This window comes from Streptomyces sp. WM4235, assembly GCF_001279725.1.
In the GTDB taxonomy this organism is placed as follows: Bacteria; Actinomycetota; Actinomycetes; order Streptomycetales; family Streptomycetaceae; genus Streptomyces.
The window spans coordinates 1-5,824 of the sequence record NZ_LGDE01000084.1; the positions used below are offsets into that span (position 1 = coordinate 1).

2 protein-coding genes are annotated in these 5,824 nt (G+C 76.2%); both read right to left on the reverse strand.

Going from position 1 to position 5,824, the window contains the following annotated elements; genetic code table 11:
* Positions 1-5,297, reverse strand: a 5,297-nt coding sequence (locus ADK55_RS09195; protein WP_159041332.1) for a non-ribosomal peptide synthetase, incomplete at its 3' end; no start/stop codon positions are given.
* Positions 5,294-5,824, reverse strand: a 531-nt coding sequence (locus ADK55_RS09200) for a phosphopantetheine-binding protein (protein ID WP_234349972.1), incomplete at its 5' end; no start/stop codon positions are given. The genes ADK55_RS09200 and ADK55_RS09195, both read right to left, overlap by 4 nt.

The window sequence follows — 5,824 nt, forward strand, 5'->3', positions numbered from 1 at the left end:
GCGAACACCTCGGTGTAGGCGGCGTCGTAGGTGAACGGCGCCCACTGCGCGACACGGCTCGCGGGCCGCACCGAGAAGCGGGCCCCCTGCCGGGGGGCGAACTGGGCGGGGGACGCGCGCGGCACCACGATGCCCTTGGGGCTACCGGTCGAACCGGAGGTGTACACCAGGCACAGCGCGTCCTCACCGGTCGTCGCCGGCGCCGTCGGCCGGGGGGCCGCGGCCTTGTCGGCGGCGGGTGCCCGGGTGTCGCACCACTCCACCGGGACGTCGCCGAACCGCACCGCCTCCCGGTCCCACAGCGCGGGGTACGCCGCCAGGGAGGCTTCGGTGGCCAGCAGCGCGACGGGGTCCGCGTCGGCGAGTACGGCGCGCAGCCGCAGCTCGGGGCCGACCCCGTCGAGGACCGCGAACGCCGCGCCGGTCTTGGCCACGCCGAGGACGGCGGCGCTCTGCGCGGGCCCGGTGGGCAGCAGCACCGACACGAAGGAGCCGGGTCCGGCGCCGCGCGCCAGCAGCCGGACCGCGATGTCGTCGCTCCAACGGTCCAGTTCCGCGTAGGTGACCTCCACTCCGGCGCACCGTACGGCCGGGGAGTCGGGACGCTCGGCCGCCACGGCCCGGAACAGCTCGTGCACCGGCACGCGGTGGGCGGCCCGGTACGCGCCCGGTTCCGCCGCGGGGCGGGGCGAGGGGGTCTCTCCCCGGCCCAGGTCGACGTCGTCCAGGTCGGCGTCGGGGTCGTCGAGCGCCGCGTGCAGGAGGGTCTCCAGCCGGCGGACGAACCGGGCCGCCGACTCCTCGCCGAAGCGGGAGACGGCGTACTCCAGGACCCCGTCGATCCGGTCGGCGTGCTCGTCCAGGGCGAGCGTCAGGTCGTACTTCGCGGTCGCGGTCCGCACCGGTCGCAGCTCACCGGTGACGTCGCCCAGTCGGACCAGGTCGGGCGTCGCGTCCTGCCAGACCAGCGAGACCTGGGCGAGCGCCGGCCGGCCCGGGTCGCCCGCCAGGCCCAGTTCGGCGACGAGCCGGTCGAAGGGGACCAGCGGCCGGTCCAGGTCCGCGGCGAGCAGACGACCGGTGCGGGAGGCGAGTTCGGCGAAGCCCGGCGTACCGGAGAGGTCCACGCGCACCGGCAGGGTGTTGACCAGGTTGCCGACGAGACCCTCCAGTCCGGGCGCCTCGCGGTTGGCGACGGGTACGGCGACGACGACGTCGTCGGACGCCGCGTAACGGCCCAGCAGGGAGCCGAACACGGTGAGCAGCACGGTGAACGGCGTGACCCGCAGCCGGGCGGCCGTCCGGCGCAGCCGCGCGGTGACGTCCGGGGACAGTCGCACCGGCATGGTGCGACCGGCCCCGGGGGCCTCGTCGGCGAGGGCCTGCGGGTCGGTGGGCAGGGCGAGCACCCCGGGGTGGCCGGCGAGCCGTTCGCGCCAGTACGCCAGGTGCCCGGCCCGCACGGCGCGACCGGCGGGGGCGTCGGCCGCGGCGGCGTAGTCGATGAACTCGGCGCCCGGTGCCGGGAGTCGCTCGGCGTCGGTGGCGTGCACCGCGTACAGTGCGGCCAGTTCGCGCAAGGCCACGGAGACGGACCAGCCGTCCACCGCGATGTGGTGCGCGGCGCACAGCAGTTCCGTACGCCCCTGTCCCCGTACCAGGGTGAGGCGCAACAGTGGTCCCGCCGCCAGGTCGAAGGGACGGGCCGCCTCCGCGGCGGCGACCGTCTCCCACGCGGCCTCGGCGTCCTCGGCTCCTTCGCCGGGGCCGGGGGAGCCGGGCAGATCGACGACGGCGAGCCGTACCGCGTCGGCGGGCAGCGGAACCAGGACGGGGCCCCCGTCCTCCCACCCGACACGGGCCGCCAGGACGCGGTGACGGGTCACCAGGTCGCGCAGCGCGGCCGCCAGGACATCGGCGTCGACATCGGCGTCCAGTCGGACCGCGCCCGCCAGGTTGTAGGCCGCCGAGTCGGGGGCGAGCCGTTGGGCCAGCCACAGCTGCCGCTGCTGATCGGTGAGCGGCACCGGATCGCCGGGTTCGCGCGCGGGCCCGGCGGCGGGACCGGGCACCGGCTCGGCGTCCCGACCGGCGGGCGCACCGGCGGCCGAGCGGGCCAGGGTGGCCGGCGTCGGGTCCGCGTAGAAGGCGGCCAGCGAGGGGGCCTGCCCGAACTCCGCGCGCACCAGCCCGATCAGCCGACCGGCGGCGATCGAGTTGCCGCCCGCCGCGAGGAAGTCGTCGTCGGTTCCGACCGCGTCCGGGTCGAGCCCCAGCACCGCCGCCCAGTGCCGTACGACGGAGCGCTCGACGGAGGTGACCGGGGCGGTGCGCCCGGTGCCGGACCGCAGGGTGCGCGCCGTGCGGGTCAACGCGGGCCGGTCGATCTTGCCGCTGGTGTTCAACGGCAGTTCGGCGACCTCGTCGAACACGGCCGGGACCGCCGCCGCGGGCAGCCGCTCGCGCAGATGCCGGCGCAACGCCTCGGTCGACACCCCGCCGGTCCGCGCCGGGACGACGAACGCGACCAGGCGCGGGCCCGACGCCCCCGCCCGGTCGATGACCACGGCGACCTGCCATACGTCCTCGTGGGCGCCCAACAGGGCTTCGACCTCGCCGAGTTCGACGCGATGCCCGAGGATCTTGACCTGCTGGTCCACCCGGCCCAGTACGACCAGGCGGCCGTCCGGCAGGTACCGGGCCAGGTCACCGGTGCGGTACACGGTGCCGCCGGTCGCGGTGACCGGGTCCGGCACGAAGACGGTCGAGGTCAGCTCGGGTCGGTTCCAGTAGCCGTCCGTCACGCCCGCGCCGCCGATGACCAGCTCGCCGACGGCCCCGACGGGCACGGGCCGGCCGGCGGTGTCCAGGACGTGGCAGACGGTGCGGGCGACGGGACGTCCCACGGTCACCGGCTCGCCCGGCAGGACGCGCCCGGCGGTGGACCAGATCGTCGTCTCGGTGGGTCCGTACAGGTTCCACACCTCGGCGCAGCGCTCCAGGAGCCGCCCGGCCAGCACCTCGTCGAGGGCCTCTCCGCCGCTGAACGCCCGAAGGCCGCCCCGGCCCGGCCAGCCGCCGTCCAACAGACCCCGCCACAGCGACGGCGTGGCCTGCATCAGCGTGGCCCCGGACTTCTCCAACAACGTCCCCAGGGCCTCCGCGTCGCGGACCGTCTCGCGCGGCGCGACCACCACCCGGGCGCCCGCGACCAGCGGGGCGAACAGTTCCAGGACACTGATGTCGAAGGTGAGCGAGGTGACGGCGACGAGCACGTCGTGCTCCTCGATGCCCGGCTCCCGCACCACGCTGTGCAGGAGGTTCGCCACGCAGCCGTGCGGTACCGCCACACCCTTGGGCGTCCCGGTGGACCCCGAGGTGTACATCAGGTAGGCGAGCGCGTCCGGGGCCGGACCGTCGGGGTACGGCACGTCCCCGGCGGCGGGCGCCGGGGCGTCGAGGAGCTCGCGCGGGTCGAGCCGGGGCGTTCCCTCGCCGGCGGCGTCCGAGAGGCCGGCGCCGAGCGGTTCGTCGGTGACCAACAGCCGGGCGCCGCTGTCCTTCCACACGTACGCCGCCCGCTCGTCGGGCATCGCCGCGTCGAGCGGCACCAGCACGGCGCCGGCCCGCCACAACCCGACGATCAGCGGGATCAGTTCGGCGCTGCGCCGGACCCGCAGGGCGACCCGGTCGCCCGGCCGTACCCCGCACCGGCCGGCGAGCACGGCTGCCACCCGGTCGGCGGCGCCGGCCACGTCGGCCCGGGTGAGGGTCCCGTCGGCGGAGCCCACGGCGGGGGCGTCCCCGTCGCGCAGGGCGAGGGCGCGCAGCGCCTCGGGGACGGCGCCCCAGGCCGGCGCCGACGGGTCGCTCGTGTTGAAGTCCCGCACGATCCTGCGGGTCTCCTCCGCAGTCGTGACCGGCAGTTCGGCGATCGGCCGGCCCGGGTCGTCCGCGGCGGCGGCCAGCAGACACGACAGCGCGTCGGCGAACCCGGCGACGGTCTCCGGGGCGAGCAGCGCGGTGCGGTACTCCAGCGAGGCGTCCAGGTCGCCGGACGGCCGGGGCCGCAGGAACAGCGACAGGTCGTACTTGGCGGTGCCGCTGTGCGACGGCGCCGGCGCGGTCTCGACACCCGGCAGCCGCAGGGTCGTGGTGGGGCCGCTGTGGAAGGCGTACATCAGCTGGAACAGGGGCGTACGACCGGCGCCGGCCCCGGGGCCGAGATCCTCGACCACCAGGTCGAAGGGGGTGTCCCGGTGCCGGAGGTCCGCCTTGAGGGCCTGCCGGGTGCGGTGCAGCGCCTCCCGGAAGGTGGGCGTGCCGCTCAGGTCCACCCGGTGCGCCATCACGTTGAGCAGCGGGCCGATCATGCCGCCGAGCGCGGGACGGTTGCGGGTGGCCACGGGCATGCCGACGACGAGGTCGTCCTGTCCCGCGTACCGCTGGACGACGACGCAGTACGCCGTGAGGACGACGGCCGAGACACTGGTCAGCTCGGCGCGGCCGAGCGCCGAGAGTCGTGCGACCAGCTCGGCGGGGAGGGTGAACCCGTGCAGCGCTCCCGCCACCCGCGCCGTGCCCGGCTCCTCGTCGGCGGCGCCGACGCGCCGCCCGTCCGACGGCAGTCGCACCGGCTCCGGATCGCCCCCGAGCCGGTCGCGCCAGTGGTCCAGGCCGCGACCCGCGTCCGGGTCCGTGCGCTGCCAGGCCGCGTAGTCGCCGAAGTCCACGGTGGGCCGGGGGAGTTCCTCCGCGGGGGCATCCGGGCCGCCCGTCTCCACCACGTACCGGTCCGCCAGTTCCTCCAGGAAGACCCCGAACGCCCAGGCGTCCACCACGATGTGGTGGGCGGTGAACAACAACAGGTGCTCCCGCTCGCCCAACCGGAAGAGGTGGGTGCGCATCAACGGCGGTCGCCCCGACAGGTCGAACGGAACGGCGGCCGCGCCGGCGACGAGCTCGTCGAGAAGCCGCTCACGGTCGTCCCGGGGGTGCCCGCTCAGATCGACCCGCTCCACGGTCGGACGCGTGAGGTCCTCGAACCGCTGTACCGCCGCGCCGTCCTCGTCGGCGACGACGGCGCAGCGCATCACCTCGTGACGGGAGGCGAGTTCGGCCAGGGCGCGCTCCAGCGCGTCGGCGTCCACCGGCCCGGTCAGCCGGAACGCCGCCGTCTCGTTGTGCAGCGCGGTGCCCGGCAGTACCTGCTCGGCCCGCCAGATGGCCCGCTGGGCGTACGAGAGCGGAGCCGTACGGCGATCCGGGCGCGCGGGCAGGGGGGCGGCGGGGCTCATCGGGTGCTCCTTGCCGCGCCGGGGGGTCCGTCGCGGCCGTCGGTGATCACGGCGGCGAGTCCGGAGACGGTGGGCCGCTTCACGAAGGCGCCGACGGGGACGTCCACGGCGAAGCGCGTGCGCAGCCGGTCCAGCAGCCGGGCGATGGCCAGCGAGTCGCCGCCGAGCAGCGTGAAGTCGTCGTCGCGGCCGATCCCGGGCAGGTGCAGCAGCTCGCTCCAGATGGCCGCGATCTCGCTCTCCAGGCCGTCCAGGGGAGCCTGTCCGGAGTCGCCCGCGTAGGCGGCGGAAGGCAGCGGGAGGGCCCGGCGGTCGGTCTTGCCGTTGAGGGTGCGGGGCACCGAGGCGAGCCGTACGTACACCGAGGGCCGGCTCCCGGGGGCCAGACCGGCGGCGGTGTGGGCCCGCAGGTCCTCGTCCGTCACCCCGTCGGCGACGACGTACGCGCAGAGCACGGCCTCGGCGCCCGGCTCCTCCACTGCGGCCGCGCAGGCGTCCCGCACCCCGGGGTGGCGACGGAGCACGTC